Source organism: Chenggangzhangella methanolivorans (genome assembly GCF_019797865.1).
Lineage (GTDB): Bacteria > Pseudomonadota > Alphaproteobacteria > Rhizobiales > Methylopilaceae > Methylopila > Methylopila methanolivorans.
Genome location: NZ_CP081869.1, coordinates 1,992,720 through 2,009,669 on the forward strand (window position 1 = coordinate 1,992,720; position 16,950 = coordinate 2,009,669).

Sequence of the window (16,950 nt, forward strand, 5' to 3'; positions counted from 1 at the left end):
ACCAACGGGTTCCAACCCGTTGGGGGCGTGTTCCAACGCCCAAGGGGGTATAGGGGGTTGGAACACACACCCCGTTGGTACCCGTTGGTAGGGCGTTGGAACGACCGTTGGAAGCTATCGGGGGCTATAGACGTCGGCTGAAACTAGAAGCCGGCGACGCCGCCTTGAGGGCGGTCCTTCCTCCGAGACATGCACGACGGCGGAATCGAGAAGCCGATGCATCGCCGCTTCGAACTGGATCTTGTTGACGCCCGCTGAGTCCGGGTGCGCGGCCATGACAACCGGCGCGTAATTTCGAGCCAGGGCGGAACCTACCTGTTGACCTTGCCGGGTGAGCTTGCGGAGCAGATCGACGAAGATGCGGTCGACGTGCTCGGCCTCCGCCTTGGCGACGAGCGGGCAGTTTGCTTCTGGCCCGGCGACAAAGGCGCCGTCCTCCCAACGCAATCGGAATTCCGCGCCTGGCGAGCCGTAATTGGCCTTCATCACCCGAAGACGCCGAGCGGCTGGATCGCGGTCGGGCTCCCGATCCATATAGAGGCGCGAACGCACCGAGTTATTCCAGGCGGTCGAGCCTGACGTGCCCGTGCCGGCGGTCATGCCGGCAACACTCGGATGGCTGAGCAGAATGACCGCGGCGCCGGTCTCGATGGCCAGCGCGCGCAGCATGGCGACGAACTGCCGGACCTGGGATCTGCGGATCTCGTCGCCGCCGAATAGGTCGGCGCTGGTGTCGAGCACAATGAGGGACGGTTTGAAGGCCTTCGCATCGACCGCGAAGAACTTCCAGAGTGGCGTCGCCTCCATGTGGCCGGCCCGATCGGGAGAGGCGAGCAGAGCGTCTCTGTCAGCCATCGGTAGAGGCGAAGGTCGCCAAGGTCGGCCAGGGACCGACCGTGATGCGTGACGATGTCGGCTAGGCGACGATGGAGCTCGCCTTCTTCGTCTTCGGCGGCGATGACCATCGCTCGACCGGCTCGAGGCTCAAAGCCCGCCGTCGAAGCTCCTAGGGCCGTCGCGGCGGCAAGCTGGAGAGCGAGGAGCGATTTGCCCACACCGCCGTCGCCGGAGAGCAGTGTCACCGTCCCGGCGGGCACGACGCCCTCAATGAACCACTCGCGGTTCGGCACGGGTTTGCCTGCCCAACGCGAGGGATCGACGAAAAAGAAAGCGCGACCGGCTGATTGTCGTTCGCCGCCGCGGGCGGCTCGAGCGATGGCGGCCGCTGCGGCCGGAGCCCGCACTTGTCGACGACATAGGAGAGAGAGTCGTCTTCGACCGGCGCATGTGAGTTCGCGACGCGGACGCCCCATAGCGAGCCACGGTGCGGAGTGACGCGGAGGCCACGGTCCTCTGCCGGCTCGCCAGGCGCGGGCGCCCAGACGCCGTCTGCATAGGCCTCGCCACCGAGCGCATCGGCTATGGCTGCGAAGTCCGGCGGCCCGTCAGCGTATGGCTCACCAAGGCATGAAAGATCGTTCGCCGCGTCCGCGGCGTTTGGAAGGCTGGCCATGGATGGGCGTCACGCAGCCAAGGCGCCGGCGGCGAGCGAGGCGAGCTCTGCGCGGACAGCGAGGGCGAGATCGCGCTGAAGCTCGGGGGCGATGCGAACCGATGGGCCGCCGACCGCGGCGCGCGACCAGATCATGTCGGTTCCCCGATCGGAGCGGACGAGGGTAAGCCGGCAGAGGATGCCGTCGATCGGCTCGTAGTCGAATGAGGCCAAGAGAGTGACGCCGTTATCAAGCTTCCGGGGCGTCATTGGGGAAATACGCGAGATGCGCATCGGGAGATCCTTTCGGGGGCCGGATGGCCATAGGGTGAGGAGCCGGCGCGCGAAGGGCGCGGCCGGGCGTGCGAAATCAGCGGCGCGGGAAGTCGCTCTCGCGCCAGATTCCAAGGCTAACGATTTCAATGGGTTGCGATCGGCTAAGCGGCCGGTAGCGGTCCTCCGCTACCAAGATCTTCTTGGACATATCGAAATCGCATCGAGGCCCTCCCGACATGCTGGGGCAGTTTCGGGGCAGTTTTCGAGGCGCTTCCAAGCGATTTGGGCCAATCCCTCATCTGAGCGACCCCCCAATCCCTGTTCGGCCGACCGCCCGAAGCGGTCGATGCGAGCGCCTCTCGGGCTTCGGGCGGGCCACCGCCGACCCCCCATTCCCTTAACCGTTTGAGGCAATGGCGGTTCGTCGATCTCACTGGAGCACCCGCCACTCGTCTAGGCTCCTTCCGAGGCGATAGAACCTGTTTCGGGTCCTCGCCCAGCCAGCCTCGGGCGCGATCCGCAGCAGCAGGCTCGTGCGCACGCAGCGTCCATCGACGATCTCGGGGTGACCCGAGACGAAGCCGACCAGGCAGGGCTTCCCAAGCGAGCGATCCACGAACCAGCGCTCCAGGAGGGGCGCTGCGGCCAGCGCCTCATGGGACGCCTCTCGCAGACGACGCTTCATCTCGTCGAACTCGTCGGCCGCGATCATCAGTCGGCCTCCGGCTGGCGCGGCGTCGGCGCGCCAGCCGCGCTCGCGTCGCCTTCCTCCTCGTCCTGGGTGACGCGCTCGACGATCAGATCCCAGGTCCTTGCCGCGCGACCGGCCGGATCGGCCAGGATCGCGGCGTCGACGTCTTCCTGCGTGGCGACGCGGTTCGCCACCAGCGTCCTTGCGAGGCTCTTGACCGCGCGGTGATGCAGCGCGACCAGTTGACGAGCCCTTCGCATCAGGCGCTGCAGGTCGGCCTCGACCTTGCGCTCAAGCTTCGGGTCGAACCTCATCGCCGCGATAGCCTCGTCCACCGACCCGTGCGAAGTCAGACGGCCTCGCAGTCCGAAGGCGCTGTGGATCGCAGCCAGAAGCCCGGTCGAACGATGAAGGTCGGCGACCGCGCCGGCTTCAGCCGCGCCATTCAAGAGCTCGTCGGCGGCGCGACCGGCAAGGCCGCTGACGATGTTCGATTCCAGAATGTCCAAAGTGGCGGGCTCATCGTCGTCGGCGAAGCTCACCATGCCTTCGACGCCAGCGGTTCTGATCAAGGTGATCGTCTTGACCTGACCGCCCAGAACCCTTCCGACCACCGCATGCCCCGCCTCGTGGATCGCGATGCGCATCTCCTTCGCTGCAGATCGCGTCGGCGCCGGGATCGCGACATGGACAAGGTCAGCGAATTCGAGGGACTGATCTTTGGAACGCGCCCGTTCGCGCGCGGCCTTCACCCATGCTTCGACGACCGCCCCCGTCGCTTTGCGCGCCAAGGCTGTCCTGGCGATCACGGAAAGGTCCGCGCCCGTGAGATCGGGGCCAAGATGGTGCCGCAGGATTGCGCAAAAATCGGCGTCCGTCGTCGGGCCTACGATCTCCAGGTGAATGTCGAATCTGCCCGGCCTCACGAGAGCAGGGTCGAGGAACTGGTAGTGATTGGTCGCACCGACGAGCACGACGCCGCTTCCTGCGGCGCGCGCCCGATCGATCATGACGAGCGCCGTGGTGACGACTGGCGTCCACCACTCCCGCTCTCGCTCATCAAGCTTTGCGCGATCGGGAAGCCCGTCGAGTTCATCGATAAAAGCGATGCACGGCGCGGACGAAGTCGCACGTGCGAAGAAGCGGCGCATTTCGCCGATCACCGTTCCAAGATGCGCGCGCTCTCCGGCAAACCAATCGCCAATGCTGGTTTCGATGAAGGGCAAACCGACCGTCTTGGCGAGCGATCGAGCAACAAGGGTTTTTCCGGTGCCGGGTGCGCCGTGCAGCAGGAGCGAAGGCAGCTCGTCTTTCTTCAGACGTCCATCGCGCACGCGCTCGATGTCACTTGCCAGAGACAAGAGCCGCGGCATCGCATCGCCGAAACCGGCGAGCTGGTCCAAGGTCGGCGTCTTGTCGGAAGCGATAGGGGCGCTCAAGGACGCAGCGGTCTTGCGCCAGCGCGCCACGCATGCGCGTGGGGTCGAATCCGGCCTCAGGGCGACCAGCAGTTCGGGCCAATCAAGTCCGGAGAAGTCGCTTTGACGGACAACGGCGCGCTTGCCGTAAAGACGCTGGAGCGTTCGACGCAAGGCTCGTGGAGTCGCACGCACGGGAATTCTGACGTCAGCGCCGGCGATCAATTCGCTCGGCAGGCGCGCCGGATCGCCAACGATCACGAACGTCGGAGCTATGATTACGGAAGCCCCGCGCGCATCTCGCATCGAGCTCGTCAGATCGGTCGGCATGTAGACCGCCACCTCGGTGAACAGCCGCCTCAGCCCTGAGGCCATCGGCTTCCACCAGCTGGATCCGGCGACCTCGATGAGAAAGATTTTCGGCTCGTTATGCTTGACCGCCGACCAGACGGATTTCGGCAGCGCCTCGTGAAGAATTTCAGCCGCGAGAGCGCCTGCCGGGTCGAATAGAGCAGCGGCGTCGCCGAGAAGCTCGACGGCCTCTTCGTCCCGCTCTGCCTGCGATTTCTCTCTCATGCGCTTCTGGCCTCGTCGACACGCTCGCGCAGCACGGCGAGCAAGAGTTTCGACGCCGGGTCTCCGGCCGATGCGCAGGCCCAAAGGGCCGTCAGGATGAGGTCACGGCGGATGTCCGCGATCCTCCTGGTCCACACATGCTCGAGCGCCAATCCAACGGCTGCGCTCGGATCGCCGTCCACGGCGGGTCGCCAGCGGCGATCGGCGAACAGGACGACCGAAGAGAGGTCGTGGAGGACGGCATTGCGTTTCAGGGCGTCCGGCGGCGTCACCGCCGAACGCCAGTCGTTGAAGGCGCGCGGATCGCTCCGCCGCCGCTTGCGTCGCCGGAAGCGACCGCGCACGACCGCATCGGTCGCCGCCCTCTCGCCTTGCTTGGCCATCCGCGCCCGCCGACGCCGGTTCAGGCGCCGTGACGCCGGCTTCACGAACCGTCGGTTCCGGTCTTCGGGTTCTGGTCCGCGCGTTCGGACGACGGATCTTCGGAAGAGGTGGCGTGAAGCTTGTCGCCTTGATCTGGACGCGGACGTCTTCCGGTCGAAACCAGCAGGCTCCGCGTCATGCGTTCGCCGTCGCGCCGAGCGATCGGCGGCGGCCCGTCTTGCAGTTCGAGGCGGCGGGCGCGGCGGTTGAGGGAATGCTTGGTCACCAGCAAGGCGCGGCAGCCAGCCTTCTGCAAGGCTTCGACGAGCCACGAAAGCCGCGCACGCCCCCAGTCCGATCCGAAGTAGACGCCCGGCGCGGTCAAGGCGATCGCCTCGATTTTGCCGATGCGGATCGGCAGGGCCACCAGCCCGACGATGTCCAGACCGAGATTGAAGTTGATTTTCTCGAGCGACAGATCGGGCTTTCCGACCCATCCCCCGTAATGACGCACGACGCGCTTGAGACGACGCGCCTGAACGCGGCTTTCCCGCTTAAGACGGCCCTCGTGTTGAGAGCCGGGAATCACGATGCTCATTGGCACACCCAAGGTCGATGTTTCGACGACGTCCGCTTGGGAACGCCCGGGGCACCAGCTGCCGGAAGCGAGAGATCGCCTGTCCGACGCACCTGTCTGTCGCTCTTGTGAGGCTCGCGACTGAGCTCAAATATAAATTACATTTCGCCCCCGCTCAAGCAGAATCTTGAGCGGTCATGATTTAGGGGGTCTCGCGCATGTAACGCGCGAGAGCGCGCGCAGACAAGACCACGACACTCGCCCGCCGCAGAACCAGTACCCAAGACGTCATCCGGCCGCTCTACGACAGACCAACCTCAATCCACTATCTTGGGTAAGGGAAAATGCGACCGCATCGACGATTGAGGGATTGAATACATCAAATGAGGATTTGAGTATGGGCATTGTCATCACCCAGCAGGGACTGGATGAAACGCGATCAGGATGTGGCGTCGTCAGCCTTCGGGGACGAACTCCGCGGGTGAAGCAGCAGCTCGATCGGATCGACGCCCAACGCCGAAGCGATCCGCTCGACGTTGTCGAGGGACACGTTCCACTTGCCGGACTCCAGCCGACTGACATAGACCCGGTGAAAGCCCGCGGCCAAGCAAGCCTCTCCTGGCTCCAGCCCATTCTTGTACGGACCCGGCGGACATTGCTGACGAAGGTCGCGCGCAGGGCGCCGGCCGGGAGCTGCTTCACGACGCCAATGGACGATCGTCATCGGCGTCTTTCGACTACATGTTGATTACATCGACCGGTATTTTTTGGCCGCTCGCACGACGTAGTCCGCACCTCGCGACGGCGCGCATTCCATGCGCCGGCATTGCCTCAGGCCGGCGACTGCTCCACAGGACAGGGTGCTCCCGGGCGGCCTCGGTCATCGTCCGTCACGCTCACCGGCATAAAGCTGAGAAATCCGGTTCGCCAAGGCGATGCATGGATAGCAGAATCCCTCGCATGGCGCTTTCTGGTTGCAGATCAGCCTCACTACCTCGTCGCGCGTGGGCTGGACCGCAAAGGCCCGGACCGCGACGGCGACCACCAGAGCGGTTTGCGGCTTCAGCGTCACCGTGCGGTCCGCCCTGAAGGCGACCTCAAGTCGCCTCGCGATGGCGGCGAGGCTCGGGCGCGCGTTAGCTGAAGGAGTCTTCATGAGCAGAACATAGAAAGAACATTTGCTGGATCGGTCAAGCCGAGTCGGGCACTCTCCCTGCTGTTCACGGACGGGAGATCACGATGGCCGAGGCTGCGAAAACAATGGGCCCAGACGAGGCGGCGCTTGCACTGGAACGCGCGACCGATCAGGCCGTTGAGGCCTGCGATGGCGACGCCTGGGCGGCTGTTCGAGCGCTTCTGGTCGCGAACGCCGCCCTGGAAGAAGAAGTCGCCCGGCTCACCTCGCGAGTATCGACCGGCTACGCACGCGGCCGCGTCAGGACCACTTCCACCAAATGAGTCCTCCGGCGGCAGCGAGCGCGAGCACGACGTAGCTCGCCTGTTCCAAACGGATCAGGAGCCGCGCACGCAGGGGTAAAGTCGCGAACGCCGCTCGCTGTTCTTCCTTGAGCATTAGCTCGCGATTATGGTCGCCGCGCCATCCCACGGTCTGGAGGCCAACATGTGCAATTTGTACAGTCTCACGAAGGGTCAGGCGGCGATCCGGGAGCTGTCGAAAGCGCTGATCGACCGCACCGGCAATCTTCCGCCCATGCCCGGGATCTTTCCGAACTACCCTGCGCCGGTCGTCCGGAACTCGGCTGAAGGTCGCGAGTTGACGCTCGCGCGCTGGGGCATGCCGTCGTCACAGAAGGCCCTGCTGGACGCCACGAAGAAGCGCGCCGCGTCGCTCGAGAAAAAGGGCCTGTCCGTCGACTTCCCGGAGTTGCTCCGCATGGAGCCGGATTCGGGCACGACCAATGGTCTGCCCCCTGAGAAGTGGTCCTCCCTGAGGTATGGCTTTTGGCCATTTGGAGGACTGAACGATGCCGAGGAAGAGGCACGCACCTGAAGAGATCGTCGCGAAGCTGCGGCAGGTCGAGGTTCTGACCGCGCAAGGTCGACCGGTGGCGGAAGCGATCCGTTCGATCGGCGTGACCGAAGTTACGTTCTATCGCTGGCGCACCGAGTATGGCGGCCTGAAAGGCGATCAGGTGAAGCGCTCGAAGGAGCTTGAGGCCGAGAACGCCCGGCTTCGGCGAGCGGTGTCGGACCTGACGCTGGACAAGATGATCCTGGCGGAGGCAGCTCGGGGACCCGAAGGGCAGCGTCAGCAAAACTGATCAGCCCCGCCCGTCGCCGCGACTGCGTGGACCGTGTGGTGAGCAAGCTCGGCGTGACGGAGCGCCGTGCCTGCCTTGTGCTCGGCCAGCACCGATCGACACAGCGGAAGGTCCCAAGACGGCCCGACGACGAGGCGGCCCTGACCGCCGATATCGTGGCGCTGGCTGTCCAGTATGGCCGTTACGGCTACAGGCGGATCGCGGCTCTGCTGCGCTTCGCCTGCTGGGCCGTGAACCTCAAGCGGGTCGAGCGGATCTGGCGACGTGAGGGGCTGAAGGTTCCGACGAAGCAACCCAGGCGCGGGCGGCTCTGGTTCAACGACGGCTCATGCGTGCGGCTGCGGCCGGAGCGGCCGAACCACGTCTGGTCATACGACTTTGTCGAGGACCGCACGCATGACGGCCGCAGGTTCAGGATGCTCAACGTGATCGACGAGTTCACGCGCGAATGCCTGGCGATCCGGATCGGGCGAAGGCTGCGGTCGACCGACGTCATCGACGTGCTGTCGGACCTGTTCATCCTCCGCGGCGCGCCGGGCCACGTCAGGTCCGACAACGGCCCCGAGTTCGCAGCCAAGGCGGTGCGTGAGTGGATCGTCGCCGTGGGCTCACGGACCGCCTTCATCGAACCGGGCAGCCCTTGGGAGAATGGCTTCTGCGAGAGCTTCAACGCGCGGCTGCGGGACGAGCTTCTCAACGGCGAGATCTTCTACACGCTCGCCGAAGCCAAAGCCGTGATCGAAAGCTGGCGACGGCACTACAACGTCGTCAGACCGCACTCGGCGCTCGGCTACAGACCGCCCGCGCCCGAGGTCGCGCTATGGCCGGCTGCGCAACCCCGACCTCCGCCGGCCACACCAACCGTCGCGTCAGCGCCGATCATGAACTAGCATTGCAACCGGACCACTCGATGGGGGCCGGCCAGCAGCGCCGAGCGCCTCGGCTTCGTGCTGTCCAAGCCTCTTTCAAGCTCTTGATGTAGCGGCCTCTTGCAGCACCTGTTACGTATACCGCACGAGGTCTCCCATCGCATACGCGCTGTGCAACTGCGGCGTAAGAGCTAATGTTCTGAGAAGTCGTGCGCGCGCCGTGAACTCTGGGTGACCGCGGCGTGAGTGGAAGGGAGACCTCGTGCCTCGCAACCCGTTCGGACCACCGATCCGAGTTGCGCTACCTGCCGAATTGACGAGTGAGGATGCGCTTCTCGCGTATCTGGGCGTCACCGCTCGAGAGATGAAGACGATCCGTTGGCGTCGCGCGCGAATGTATCGGACGTTCGAGATCTCCAAGAGCAATAGCAAGAGTAGGCTGATCCGCGCGCCCGATCGCAGACTCAAGTATCTGCAGCGGCAGCTTCTGCCACTTCTCAATTTAATCTATCCGGTTCGCAATCCGGTACATGGCTTCGTCGCGGATCGGTCGATCAAGACCAACGCCCTTCTCATCTACGCCGACGCTTCGTCCTCAATCTCGATCTCAAGGACTTTTTCCCTTCCATATCGGAGAACCGTGTCGTCGGCATGCTCGGGGCTCTCGGGATCGACCACGCAGTAGCAGCCGCAATCGGTCATATGTGCTGCGTCGACGGCCATCTTCCTCAAGGCGCGCCGACCAGCCCGGTGCTGTCCAACATGATCTGCTTTCGGCTGGACCGGGAGCTGCTCACCGCCAAGACGACGCGTTGCATCTACACGCGCTACGCGGACGACATCACGTTCTCCAATCACCAGCCGATGACCTCGCTGTTCGAAGGACCGCTGCCGCCAGCCGGCCGCTTCGCGCCCGAAACTTTTGAACACGGCGCTAAACGCCCTCATCGCCGGCAATGGGTTCACGATCAATCCAGGCAAGTCGCACTACGCCGATCGGCACTCCCGGCGGATGGTAACTGGCCTAAAAATCAACGAGCTGATCAACGTCGATCGTCGGCACATCCGGAACGTTCGAGCGAAGTTGCATTCGGTCGAGTCGCTCGGCCTTGCGGGCGCGCAGGCGAAGTACGCCGCGTCCGGCGGGACCGGGGCCCTGGTCGAGCATCTGCTCGGCAAGATCGCCTGGATCAGCCACGTCAAAGGCTCGTCGGATCCAGTCGTTCGCAGCATCGCGCTACGCTTCAACGCGAGTTTCCCAGATCGCAGGATCGAAGTGACGCCGATGCCGGCCGAGCGTCGCGACCGGGCAGTATGGCTCGTCGAGCACGAGGACAGTCAGGGTACCCTTTTTCCTGAACGGCGTCGGTCTCGTCACTGCGGCGCACTGCGTGACGGGAAAAAAGGAAGTCGAGGTCTTCCACCCATCGAAGAATTCCAACACCTTTATGGCGACGGTAGAGATACGAGACGAACACCTCGATCTCGCGGTGCTCAGCCATGACATCCCGGCGAATGAGTATTACGAGCTGGATCGATCAGGGTCTTCGCTCGGCGTCGGCGATCCGACGACCGCAGTTGGATACCCCGCATGGGCTCCAGGCGATCCTCTTAACGTCAGGCCAGGCGTCGTCAGCACGGTCACGGTAAAGCGCGCCGTCCGGCTGGTCGAGGTGACCCAGAAGCTGAGCCAGGGCATGTCTGGCGGCCCTCTTCTCGACGCAGGCGGCGCAGTGATTGGCGTCATCCACAAGGGCGGTCCCGAAGAAGGCCGCGACTTCGCGATCCACGTCGACATGCTGAGCGACTGGCTCGCTACCGCAGCAGCTCAAGCGGCCCCGGACGCCGCCGGGCCTCCGGCTAAGGCCAGGGGGTAGGATCGCACTGGAACTCAACTGCTTGCGAATTTCGTGGCCGTAGTCGAGGAGCGCAACTTCACGCGCGCGGCCGAGCCCCTCGCGGTCGCTCAGCTGGCTTTGAGCGGCCATATACAAGTCCTCGAGTCAGATCGAAGCTCCGCTATTCGCATGAATCTCAGTGTCCGAACATGGCGCGTCTCAGCCGGCAGGTCCCGTCCCGGGTGACCTGTTGCTGACGTTCGGGAGGTCCGCTTCCCGCCGCGATGGGGCGAAGCGCGGCGTTTACGATCGCGAAGGGTTTGGTCGGGCGAAACCGTTCCCGGTCCGACCCTGCAGAACGAATCCGGATCGTCTCGCTCTGTTCCTGCTCGCGCACGGCTCTGGCGTTCGTGAAAGCCATTCGCCGGAACCGGGCGCTGGTTCGAAAGTTGATCGTCCGCAAAACCCAATAGCGCCCCGCCAAGGGGCCGAAGCGGAGGCCACGCCAGCATGTCGTACACGGTCATCGCGGCCGCCGAGAGCGGTCCGGTAGCCACCGTCGCAGCCTCGGTCCTGGACGCCCTCAGGCTCGTCCACGACCTGGAGAAGGACGGAGATCAGGTCACCATCGCCAGCGATACGGGCTGGATCCTGACTGTCGAAGAGCTCGAAGCGCTAGCCAAAGCCCTGACGACGGACCTTCGAGCGCCACGGCAAAAAATTGTCCGCCGGAGACCTCTGAAAGTCTCGGCTTGATCCGGTGCGCTTATCAGGCTTGATCGATCCGGATCTGGAATCTCGAGACGGGCGCCTACATCCTCCGAATCGCATTCGGGGGAGCGCGCATGTCCTACACGGTCATCACGACCGACCGCGGCCACCAGACCGCAGTCGTGGCGGCGTCGGAGATCGACGTCCTGTCCATCGCCAAAGCTGCCCGGGAACGTCCGGGGGAAGCCGTCACCGTCTTCACCGAGACGGGACGCTGCGTGTCGATCGCCGAGTTGGAGAAGTCTCGCGAGAGGGCCGCTCGCAGCCGCCTTCGCCATGGCGGATGACGGCGACGTCCGGAGCGCGGGCGACGAGCTCGCCTACGCAGAGGAGCGGCTGCTCGCCTGCCAGAAGTTGGCGATGGAGCTGAAACGCTCGCTCGAGCGCGGCACCGACGAGCCGCTCGTCATCCACTTCCAAGAGCGCTATGCGCGGCTCGAGCGCGAGATCAAAACCTGGCGCTGGTACAGGTCTTCGGTGCTCAGCCGCCAAGAAAACCACACCAACGAATGACGGCTCGCCGCTGATTCTTCCCACCTCTGGTCCGCGCCAGGGCAAACCTGTGGAGCCCGATCGGCTTCAGCAGCAAGCTGTTCGTAAAGGCTGAGATCGTGAAGGCGCTTCGCGACGTGTGCGGGACGGCCTGAAGGCCGCGCGTCGGTCTGAAACGCCTAGGGTGTAATAGCTCGTCAGCCCGCCACGGCAGATCGGGCGTCGCTTGTCTCGCGGGCGAGGCGAGCAGCTCTCAAACGGGCCGTCTTCGCTTCTCGCTCGACACGCTCCCTTCGATGATCTCAGTCGCGGCGCGCGTCGTCGCGTCGTGCTTCGCGGTCCACTTGGCCGCGCCGACGAGTTCGGGCTGCTGCGCGTCGGTCTCGTCCTGCATACCGCTCTCCATTTTTTCAAGGGTAGAAGATAGAGGCTCGCGCTGCTCTGGCGAGATCGGCCATTCGAACTGAAAGCAGATGCGATGCGACCGAGCGACGGGCTGCCGTCCCCGTTGACGCTCGCGGCCCAAGCGACGTCCCGCCTCAGGCTCAAAGGCGTCGAAACGCCTAATGTGAGCCAACCGCCTCTGGTGTCTCCAACCCGAGGGGCGGCCAGAGGGGCCGGCCGTCGCGAGGCGGCTCGGTCCTCGACCCGGGAACCCGACGAACGCACAGCTTTCCGTAGGCGCATCGCCAATGTTACCCGCCGCCGTCATGGAAGGATGGCTGATCGCTTTCGAGACGGCGCCGACGGGCAACCCGCTGTTCTGGGCTGTGCACGTCGTGGACGAGACAGCCGCCGTGATCGCAGCCGCCGCCGCCGCGGGCCTCGACGCCGACACGCCCGTCCTCTCGGGACCGAACCGGACCAGCTCTATCGAGTCCTTTGGACCAGGGCCGGGCGAGGTCGCCTTTGTCGGCGACATCGGGATGCCGGGCTGAGCGTCAGCTTCGGGCGGCAGCCGTCTGTCGGTTGGGTTCAGTCTGCGCGTTCGGGTAGCACTTGAAGTAGATGCGGTCGAACTTCAGGCGCCTCGCTAGGTGGCGGGCCTCAACGGTCCAGAAGGCGTGCCTGTCCGGCCCGACCACATAGCGGATCCCCATGGCCTCGTGGCGCACGGCGCAGCCGGACCCTGTCCGCCTCCACTCGATTATCAGGTAGCGCTCATCGGGCGGCGGTTTCGCATCCGTTGTCGAGAAGGACGATGTCGACCATGCGTTCGCTCTAACCGACTCGCGGCGCTTGAAAAACACTCCGCGAGAGTTGGACGGGGCCTGTCCGCCGTCGCGAAACCGTCATCGCCACAGGGCGTTATCGCAAGCGATGAGCAAGAGATCTCCCAAGGCGCGCGTGCGCGACCAGTACGGCGCAGCGCCCTACCGGATCGGTCCCAATGGCGGCTTGCAGGTCCTGCTCGTGACCACCCGCGAGACGCATCGGTGGATGGTGCCCAAGGGCTGGCCGATCAAGGAGCTCGGCGCGCTAGGGACGGCGATGCGCGAGGCCTACGAGGAGGCCGGCGTTCGCGGCGACGGCGGGCCCGCCCTCGGCTCGTTCAAACTACCTCAAGATCATGCGCAAGGGTCCGAACCAGATCTGCGAGGTCGAAGTGTTCCCGCTGCTCGTCCGCGAGGAACTCGAGGACTGGCCTGAAAAGGCCGAGCGCGAGCGGCGGTGGTGCCTGAGGAGGCCTCCGACGCGGTCCAGGAGGAGCGGCTGCGAGCGATCCTGATGCGGTTGCCGGGAAGCCTCGGCCACGGGCCTGAGCGCCGGGAGCGGTCAGGCGCAGTTGCTTCTTCAGGCGTGTCGATCCGCGGCTTTCGGCGCCTGTCCGGCTCCCGCGATCGCCGCGATGCGGTTCTCAATGTCGGCTCTGATGGCGACTGCTGCGGCGCTGTCGAGGGATAGCTCAAGATAGGCCGCGTGAAGCTCGTGCAGGGCCGCCAAGCGCCGTCTGGGAACGTCCTCGACGCAGGTTAGGTACGCATCGATCGCGGCGCTGCCACGTGCGGCGGCGTCGGGCGTGTTCATCATGGCCGCGACTGAGAAGGCCGCAAGGCATTCGGGGATCGTCGTCATGGCATGAGCTTATCCACGCCGACGCCGTGTTCAATGGCTGAGGTTGACCCATTGCGAATTGGGGTTCCGCCTGGTCGACCGCGGATCAGATCTGGCGATAGGTCCCGGGCTCAACGCCGAGCCGCGCCGCTTCTGAGACCCCGCCAGAGGGTCTACCGGAGCTCGGCTCCGCTCGTCGACGACGACGGCATGATCCGCTACCGCGCCAGCAAGCTCGACTGCGACGGCTGCTCCTTGAAACCGCAGTGCTGCCCAAACACGCCGGCCCGGAAGATCCCTAGATCGATCCACGAGGGCGCTCGCGACATGGCCAGGGAAATCGCGAAGACCGACGCCTACGCCGCCTCCCGGCGAGAGCGGAAGAAGGTCGAGATGCTGTTCGCGCACCTCAAGCGCATCTTGCGGCTCGATCGGTTACGCCTTCGAGGGCCATGCGGAGCCCGCGACGAGTTCCTGCTCGCCGCCACCGCCCAAAACCTCAGGAAGCTCGCCAAGCTGGTCCCGGCGCCGACTACGGTCCGGATCTGAAAAGCGGAAAGGCCGCTCGTCTTCCGGCCGTCAGCTCAGATGACCCGCCAAGCAACCGACTTTTTCAACGCAATCCGCCAGAAGTGGTCACTCCCCGGCCGAATGCGGAAATCATCTGAGACTTGGAGCGCCTACTCGGTGCGCCACGGCACGCCACAGCTCGACGACTATGGCACCGATTTCAATTGCGAGGAAGGACGGCACTGCGTCGGGGACCGGATGGATCAGACGCGACAAGCGAGTATCGTTACATGAAGACCCGCCCGTACGAAGAGCCGGCCCGGAATGAACGAACGACTGAAGAGGTCACTCCTTTTGGGGGCCGCGGTCTTGCTCGCCGGATCGGTGTTCGCGACAGCAAGCCTCGCGAGATACGATTTCGCGATCTCCATCTTGTATCTGGCGGTGCTCGTTATCGTCTCCGCAGGCGGCGGCAAGACAGCCGTGAAGTGGGCCGCGCTGTCATGCGGCGCGCTTGTGATCAGCGCTTGGGTGATCGTTCATTACCCGAGCCCAACCTTCATGAGTGCTTTGCAGTGTCTGTTCGTTTGCGTAGCGATCGGCGTCACTGCTGCTCTGCTGGTCAGCCGGAAGCAGTTCGAGGCAACGAAGCGCGAGATCTGGAGCGCAGCAGATCAGAGGTCGAACTCTTCGCAAACTCGGTGCCGTTCGTCTTGTGGCGGTCCAATCCGCAAGGCGAAATCGAGTATCTCAACGAGAGCTGGACCACCGTGACAGGGCTCGATCGATGGTCAGTCCTGGAAGGGCAGCGCTACAATGACGTCGTGCATCCCGACGACATTCCGGCACTCAATGAGACCGTCTCCGCAGCTGTCGCCAGTCGGACGGTGACGGACCTGAAGGTCCGGGTTCGTCAAGCGGACGGCTCCTACCGTTGGATGCAGATCTACGACAATCCCGCGTTTTCGCCACTCACCGGTCTTGTTGAACGCTTCGGCGGACTTTCTGACGTCCACAACGAGGTCATTGCGCAAGAAGAACTCATTAGGGTGCGCGCAGAGCTTGAAGACAGTCGGCGCGAGTTGATCAACTTTACAAATTCAGTGCCGCAAATTCTCTTTAGGGCCAACCGGAAAGCTCAAGTCGATTTCTATAACCAACGCTTCACTGAAGTCACCGGCCGAGATCTGCATGCTGTAATGGCGAAGCAGGACTGGATCGAGGATTTTCATCCGGATGATCGGCCGGACTATATGGCCAACCTTGAAAGGAGCTTCGCGGCCGGAGAGGAGCTGAACGCAACCTTCCGGCTTCGGCATGCAGACGGAAGCTACCGATGGATGTCTCTCCTCGGGCGGCCAGTTCCAATCGCCGAAGGCTCTGACGACATCCGCTATTACGGCGGCGTCACCGACATCCATGAACAAGTGACAGCGCACCAGAAGGTGCGCGAGCTGAACGAGACGCTCGAGCGCCGCGTCACGGAACGGACCGCTGAGCTCATGCGGACCGAGACCCGCTACGCTGGCCTGTTCCACGTGAGCAACATGACGTTCGCCGAGACGGACTTCAGCGCGGCTTACGAATTCCTGGACGAACTCAAATCGAACGGGGTCGTCGATCTTCGCGAGTTTTTGGCGAGCCATCCCAAAGAGCGTGAACGCACCCTCAGCCTAGTCACGACACGGGTCAATGAAGCGCTAGCGAGGTTGATGGGTTACGCAAGCGCAACTGAGCTTATTGCGCATTGGCCTACTCGGAACACCGAGGATGGCGAAGAGATGCTGCTCCGCCAGCTCGAGATGTATTACTATAAAACAGACCACATGGACGGCCGGACGGCGCTGCTTGGGAAGAGTGGTCAGCGTATTCCCGTCTACTTCAACGTGTCTCGACTCGCGGAAGGCGTCTATCTCTCAAGCTTCGTGGATCTTTCCGAGCAGGAGCGCATCGAAGGGTTGCGGCGCGCTACACAGGCGGAATTGGCTCGCGCCAATCGCGTAGCGACTGTAGGGGCGCTCTCCGCATCGATCGCCCACGAGCTCAATCAACCCATTACGGCTCTGCTGGTGGAAGCGCAGGCTGGCCTTCGGTACATTGGTCGCGGCGATCCGGACCTCGATGTGCTCGGTCGTCTTCTTCAGCGCATCGACAAGACTGCACAGCGAGCCGCTGGCATCGTCCAGCGGACAAGGGCGAACATTGTTGCTGGCCGGCGCGCTGTGAAGGCGATCGATATATGCCGCCTAGCGGAGGAGACGCACGATCTCTTGGAGCACGACCTGAAACGGTCGGGCGTCGGCCTTTCCATCAGATGCCCGCAGGACTCGTCGCTGATGGTTGATGGCGATCCTGTTGAGTTGCAGCAGGTGTTTGTGAACCTGGTGAGCAATGCGGCTGACGCAATGCGTGACCAACCTGGGCCTCGACATATCAGCATTGCCATCGGCTGCCGGGACGAAGCGGTACGTGTAAGCGTCTCAGACACGGGGCCGGGAATTCCCGAAGAGCACGTAGAACGACTTTTCGAGCCTTTCTTCACCACCAAGCCGACCGGCATTGGCATGGGTCTGCAAATTTGCCGAACGGCCATCGAGGGCATGGGCGGGCAACTTGTGGTCGCCAACCTACCCGAGGGTGGCGCAAGCTTCGCCTTCGATCTTCCGGTTGCGTTTGTCGAAGAGGGACACGCGCGCCGATAAAGGGCGCCGGAATGAGTAGCCATCGTCGGACGGACGGC

Annotated in this window: 20 protein-coding genes and 5 pseudogenes; 13 read left to right on the forward strand and 12 right to left on the reverse strand. The window is 64.0% G+C overall.

Features of this window, described 5'->3' with window-relative positions; translation table 11 throughout:
* Window positions 1–114 precede the first annotated feature (114 nt).
* From K6K41_RS10375 to K6K41_RS10410, 9 genes and pseudogenes are all read right to left on the reverse strand, one after another.
* Window positions 115–855: an AAA family ATPase gene (locus tag K6K41_RS10375; RefSeq protein WP_261404970.1), complete on the reverse strand. Its 741-nt coding sequence runs from the start codon at window positions 853–855 to the stop codon at window positions 115–117.
* Between the two features lie 62 nt (window positions 856–917).
* Window positions 918–1,313: pseudogene (locus tag K6K41_RS30350) on the reverse strand (AAA family ATPase); the annotation flags it as partial.
* A gap of 209 nt (window positions 1,314–1,522) precedes the next feature.
* A complete protein-coding gene (locus tag K6K41_RS10380; protein WP_261404971.1) occupies window positions 1,523–1,726 on the reverse strand; it encodes a hypothetical protein in 204 nt (67 codons plus the stop codon).
* Window positions 1,727–2,198: 472 nt separating this feature from the next.
* The gene (locus K6K41_RS10385) at window positions 2,199–2,480 is read right to left on the reverse strand and encodes a DUF6634 family protein (RefSeq protein WP_261404972.1); all 282 of its coding nucleotides are present in this window, start codon (window positions 2,478–2,480) and stop codon (window positions 2,199–2,201) included.
* Entirely contained in the window at window positions 2,480–4,453 is a 1,974-nt protein-coding gene (locus tag K6K41_RS10390) for an AAA family ATPase (RefSeq protein ID WP_261404973.1), read from the reverse strand. The genes K6K41_RS10385 and K6K41_RS10390 overlap by 1 nt, the downstream gene beginning before the upstream one ends.
* Window positions 4,450–4,725, reverse strand: coding sequence for a hypothetical protein (locus K6K41_RS10395; RefSeq protein ID WP_261404974.1), 276 nt, complete (start codon window positions 4,723–4,725; stop codon window positions 4,450–4,452). The genes K6K41_RS10390 and K6K41_RS10395 overlap by 4 nt, the downstream gene beginning before the upstream one ends.
* Before the next feature lie 152 nt (window positions 4,726–4,877).
* Window positions 4,878–5,330: a hypothetical protein gene (locus K6K41_RS10400; protein ID WP_261404975.1), complete on the reverse strand. Its 453-nt coding sequence runs from the start codon at window positions 5,328–5,330 to the stop codon at window positions 4,878–4,880.
* Window positions 5,331–5,832: 502 nt separating this feature from the next.
* On the reverse strand, window positions 5,833–6,117 hold the full coding sequence (locus K6K41_RS10405; protein WP_261404976.1) for a helix-turn-helix domain-containing protein: 285 nt from the start codon (window positions 6,115–6,117) through the stop codon (window positions 5,833–5,835).
* A gap of 156 nt (window positions 6,118–6,273) precedes the next feature.
* The gene (locus K6K41_RS10410; RefSeq protein ID WP_261404977.1) at window positions 6,274–6,465 is read right to left on the reverse strand and encodes a hypothetical protein; all 192 of its coding nucleotides are present in this window, start codon (window positions 6,463–6,465) and stop codon (window positions 6,274–6,276) included.
* 167 nt (window positions 6,466–6,632) lie between these two features.
* On the opposite strand from K6K41_RS10410, the gene K6K41_RS10415 reads away from it, so the two are divergent.
* The 4 genes and pseudogenes from K6K41_RS10415 to K6K41_RS30355 form a co-directional block, all read left to right on the forward strand.
* Window positions 6,633–6,851, forward strand: a complete 219-nt coding sequence (locus K6K41_RS10415) for a hypothetical protein (RefSeq protein ID WP_261404978.1) — start codon at window positions 6,633–6,635, stop codon at window positions 6,849–6,851.
* 163 nt (window positions 6,852–7,014) lie between these two features.
* Window positions 7,015–7,314 (forward strand): annotated as a pseudogene (locus K6K41_RS10420) (SOS response-associated peptidase); the annotation flags it as partial.
* A 64-nt stretch (window positions 7,315–7,378) separates the two neighbouring features.
* A pseudogene (locus K6K41_RS10425) lies at window positions 7,379–8,565 on the forward strand (IS3 family transposase).
* 558 nt (window positions 8,566–9,123) lie between these two features.
* Window positions 9,124–9,336, forward strand: a pseudogene (locus K6K41_RS30355) (reverse transcriptase domain-containing protein); the annotation flags it as partial.
* A gap of 232 nt (window positions 9,337–9,568) precedes the next feature.
* Here the strand turns inward: K6K41_RS30355 and K6K41_RS10435 are convergent.
* Window positions 9,569–9,742: a hypothetical protein gene (locus K6K41_RS10435; RefSeq protein WP_261404979.1), complete on the reverse strand. Its 174-nt coding sequence runs from the start codon at window positions 9,740–9,742 to the stop codon at window positions 9,569–9,571.
* Window positions 9,743–9,935: 193 nt separating this feature from the next.
* Here K6K41_RS10435 and K6K41_RS10440 point away from each other — a divergent pair, with 193 nt between their 5' ends.
* The 5 genes from K6K41_RS10440 to K6K41_RS10455 all read left to right on the forward strand — a co-directional run bounded on the left by K6K41_RS10440 (window position 9,936) and on the right by K6K41_RS10455 (window position 11,666).
* Window positions 9,936–10,421, forward strand: coding sequence for a S1 family peptidase (locus K6K41_RS10440; RefSeq protein ID WP_261404980.1), 486 nt, complete (start codon window positions 9,936–9,938; stop codon window positions 10,419–10,421).
* 33 nt (window positions 10,422–10,454) lie between these two features.
* Window positions 10,455–10,628, forward strand: a complete 174-nt coding sequence (locus K6K41_RS30360) for a LysR family transcriptional regulator (protein ID WP_428978578.1) — start codon at window positions 10,455–10,457, stop codon at window positions 10,626–10,628.
* Window positions 10,629–10,892: 264 nt separating this feature from the next.
* Window positions 10,893–11,138, forward strand: coding sequence for a hypothetical protein (locus K6K41_RS10445; protein ID WP_261404981.1), 246 nt, complete (start codon window positions 10,893–10,895; stop codon window positions 11,136–11,138).
* 89 nt (window positions 11,139–11,227) lie between these two features.
* The gene (locus K6K41_RS10450) at window positions 11,228–11,440 is read left to right on the forward strand and encodes a hypothetical protein (RefSeq protein WP_261404982.1); all 213 of its coding nucleotides are present in this window, start codon (window positions 11,228–11,230) and stop codon (window positions 11,438–11,440) included.
* Window positions 11,430–11,666 carry a hypothetical protein gene (locus K6K41_RS10455; protein WP_261404983.1) on the forward strand — a complete coding sequence of 79 codons (237 nt, stop codon included), beginning with the start codon at window positions 11,430–11,432 and terminating at the stop codon, window positions 11,664–11,666. The genes K6K41_RS10450 and K6K41_RS10455 overlap by 11 nt, the downstream gene beginning before the upstream one ends.
* 232 nt (window positions 11,667–11,898) lie before the next feature.
* Here K6K41_RS10455 and K6K41_RS10460 read toward each other — a convergent pair whose 3' ends face one another.
* Window positions 11,899–12,171 carry a hypothetical protein gene (locus K6K41_RS10460; protein WP_261404984.1) on the reverse strand — a complete coding sequence of 91 codons (273 nt, stop codon included), beginning with the start codon at window positions 12,169–12,171 and terminating at the stop codon, window positions 11,899–11,901.
* A gap of 184 nt (window positions 12,172–12,355) precedes the next feature.
* Here K6K41_RS10460 and K6K41_RS10465 point away from each other — a divergent pair, with 184 nt between their 5' ends.
* Together K6K41_RS10465 and K6K41_RS10470 are read left to right on the forward strand one after the other, a co-directional pair.
* On the forward strand, window positions 12,356–12,583 hold the full coding sequence (locus tag K6K41_RS10465) for a hypothetical protein (RefSeq protein ID WP_261404985.1): 228 nt from the start codon (window positions 12,356–12,358) through the stop codon (window positions 12,581–12,583).
* Between the two features lie 382 nt (window positions 12,584–12,965).
* On the forward strand, window positions 12,966–13,295 hold the full coding sequence (locus K6K41_RS10470) for an NUDIX hydrolase (RefSeq protein WP_261404986.1): 330 nt from the start codon (window positions 12,966–12,968) through the stop codon (window positions 13,293–13,295).
* Window positions 13,296–13,439: 144 nt separating this feature from the next.
* Here the strand turns inward: K6K41_RS10470 and K6K41_RS10475 are convergent, their stop codons facing one another.
* A complete protein-coding gene (locus K6K41_RS10475) occupies window positions 13,440–13,676 on the reverse strand; it encodes a hypothetical protein (protein WP_261404987.1) in 237 nt (78 codons plus the stop codon).
* Between the two features lie 234 nt (window positions 13,677–13,910).
* On the opposite strand from K6K41_RS10475, the pseudogene K6K41_RS10480 reads away from it, so the two are divergent.
* Window positions 13,911–14,249 (forward strand): annotated as a pseudogene (locus K6K41_RS10480) (transposase); the annotation flags it as partial.
* Between the two features lie 251 nt (window positions 14,250–14,500).
* Window positions 14,501–16,912, forward strand: a complete 2,412-nt coding sequence (locus tag K6K41_RS10485; protein ID WP_261404988.1) for a PAS domain-containing protein — start codon at window positions 14,501–14,503, stop codon at window positions 16,910–16,912.
* Window positions 16,913–16,950 lie beyond the last annotated feature (38 nt).